This window comes from Flavobacterium sp., from assembly GCF_044369455.1.
Taxonomy (GTDB): Bacteria; Bacteroidota; Bacteroidia; order Flavobacteriales; family Flavobacteriaceae; genus Flavobacterium.
This window is the reverse complement of sequence record NZ_JBIPLW010000027.1, coordinates 1-2,622: the sequence shown is the minus strand read 5'-3', so window position 1 is coordinate 2,622 and position 2,622 is coordinate 1. Positions and strand designations below refer to the sequence as shown.

Annotated in this window: 3 protein-coding genes; 1 reads left to right on the top strand and 2 read right to left on the bottom strand. The window is 52.6% G+C overall.

Going from position 1 to position 2,622, the window contains the following annotated elements:
• The coding region (locus tag ACIQ2L_RS13425) for a nucleoside transporter C-terminal domain-containing protein (protein ID WP_396159679.1) at positions 1-742 on the top strand (742 nt) is incomplete at its 5' end.
• Between the two features lie 95 nt (positions 743-837).
• Here the strand turns inward: ACIQ2L_RS13425 and ACIQ2L_RS13420 are convergent.
• Together ACIQ2L_RS13420 and ACIQ2L_RS13415 are read right to left on the bottom strand one after the other, a co-directional pair.
• On the bottom strand, positions 838-2,226 hold the full coding sequence (locus ACIQ2L_RS13420; RefSeq protein ID WP_396159677.1) for a DUF1501 domain-containing protein: 1,389 nt from the start codon (positions 2,224-2,226) through the stop codon (positions 838-840).
• A gap of 8 nt (positions 2,227-2,234) precedes the next feature.
• On the bottom strand, positions 2,235-2,622 hold a 388-nt coding region (locus tag ACIQ2L_RS13415), incomplete at its 5' end, for a DUF1553 domain-containing protein (RefSeq protein WP_396159675.1).

Below are 2,622 nucleotides of genomic sequence, written 5' to 3'. Positions count from 1 at the left end.
CGCCATGATGGTCGGGGGATTCGCAACCGTCACGGGCTCGTTGTTGGCCAGTTACATTAACTTTGGAGCAGAGGCTGGACACTTGATGATCGCATGCATCATCTCGGCTCCAGCGGCATTGGTCGTAGCTAAAATCATGCACCCGGAAGAGGAGGGTGTCGAAGTCAACAAGTCGCTGGAACTATCCAGTGAACGAACGAGTCCGAATGTTGTTGGTGCTGCTGCCCAAGGAGCATCTGATGGTTTGCTCTTGGCGCTCAACATCGGTGCCATGCTCATCGCATTCTTAGCGTTGGTCGCGTTGTGTGATCTCATTCTCGGGAATATCGGCTTGCTCTTTTCACTCAAGGATGCCGACAACAAACCGACACTAACGCTCGCATACCTCATGGGGTATGCCTTCGCCCCGATGGCTTGGATCATGGGAATCGAAAGTGGCGATTGCCTTGCCGCAGGAAAATTGCTCGGACTGCGAACAGTTGCGAACGAATTCTTAGCCTTTAGTCAACTCGGTCCGATGCTTACCGGGGAGAACCCGATTAGCGAACGTACTCGGATCATCATGACCTATGCGCTCGCAGCCTTTGCGAACATCAGTTCGATCGGTATCCAAGTCGGCGGCATCGGCGCGATGGCACCCGAACGAAGGGCCGATTTAGCGAGACTCGGCTGGAAAGCCCTTATTGGTGGTACGCTCGCCGCGAATATGACAGCATGCATCGCTGGGATGCTTATCGCTTAGCTGGTGATGGATTCCTGATGGCTGTCGTCGATCGATTTCGCTCGATCGTGCGAGCGACAACATCCAAGCGTTACCCGGGCCTTCACAACCTGCCTTCAAGCGATAACTTCTTTCACCACGCGGCCGAAGACGTCGGTGAGACGAAAGTCACGGCCAGCGTAGCGGTAGGTGAACCGCTCGTGATCGATTCCCATCAAATGCAGTATCGTGGCATGCAAATCGTGAGCAGAGACAGGATTCTCAATAGCTTTGAAACCGAACTCATCGGTCGCCCCATAAATCGTTCCTGCCTTGATGCCTCCACCCGCCATCCAAAGAGAAAAGCCCCAATGATTGTGATCGCGGCCTTGTCCGGCACCTGAACCGTTTTGGCCTAACTCCACCGATGGCGTTCGCCCAAACTCTCCCGAACAAATGACTAGGGTCTTGGACAACAGCCCTCGTTGTTTGAGATCCACCAACAACGCTCCGATCCCTTGATCGCATTCGTTGGCGACTTTGCGATGCTCCGACTTGATATTCGAATGGCTATCCCAAGGCTGCAGATTGCCATGCCACGTTTGAACGAATCGGACACCTCGTTCCACCAATCTTCTTGCCATCAACAATTGTCGATTCTGGGGCCCTTCGCCGTAAAGTTTCAGAATATGCTCGGGCTCTTGCGTCGTATCGAATGCATCGGTGGCTTCGAGCTGCATTCGATAAGCCAACTCAAACGAGCGAATGCGAGCTTCCATGGCTGGCTCGCCTGGTCGTGACTCAAGATGCTTGGCATTCAATTGCTTGAGCAATTCAAACTGCTCAAGCTGCTCGGACGTGCTGAGCCGGCTGTTCTTCAAATTGGCGATTAGTTTCGAAGGATCGGAGTTCGAAGTATCGATATGTGTCCCTTGGTAGGCTCCTGGCAAAAACGCAGAACGCCAATTCCCAGCGCCACCGACTGGAAGCCCGCTGGGGCACAATGCCACAAAGCCTGGTAGATTCTGATTCTCCGAACCCATCCCCCAGGTGAGCCATGATCCGACGCTAGGTCGAACAAGTCTCATGTCCCCTGTGTTCATCAACATCAATGACATCTCGTGACTTGGCAACTCGACATGCATCGATCGAATCACCGCAAGATCGTCAGCGCATTTGGCAACCGATGGAAACAAATCACTTATCGGTATCCCGCTCTCCCCATGCTGCGCAAATTCGAACGGCGATGGCAACGCAACGCCCGTTTTCCGTTCCGTCTGAAGATTGTCAAACGGCAACATCTGACCACCTCGCTTGGTGAGCTCCGGCTTGGGATCAAACGTATCGACTTGGGACATACCGCCGTTCAGGAAGATGTGAATCACATGTTCCGCCTTGGCAGGGAAATGAATGCCCGGTCGTTTGGATTCCGTTTCCGCCTGTAGCAGACCAGCCAGCCCCAATGCACCCATTCCCATTCCGCTGCGTTGGAGAAAAGCGCGTCGTTCAACGATGGGCTCGATCATTCTTCACCTCAGTCTACGAAAGAAAATTCATTGGAAGCCAACATGGCATGAACCAAACTCTGCCATCGATCTGCTGTCGCACCGTCGGCGTTATTCGTTTTCGCTTTTTGAACGAATTGGAGCATCGATTCCATTTCATCGGACAACGGATCTCGTCCAAAGAGACGACGATACAACCAAGTGATTCGCTCATTCGAATCTTCACTGCCTGATGAGGACTTCATGAGCGTTACTAGGCTCTTCGCTCGGTCTTGGATGAACTCCGAGTTCAATGCGAACAATGTTTGTTGAGGAACGAGCGTATCTGGGCGTTTCAAACTGCACGCATTAGGATTCGCTGCATCGAAAGTGCTTGCAAGATTCGAAACAATATCCCGGTTGATGAATCCATAAACC

What these genes read in the sequence shown, in the direction of transcription:
- ACIQ2L_RS13420 (WP_396159677.1), bottom strand. Translation starts at nt 2,226, where the DNA reads ATGATCGAGCCCATCGTTGAACGACGCGCTTTTCTCCAACGCAGCGGA.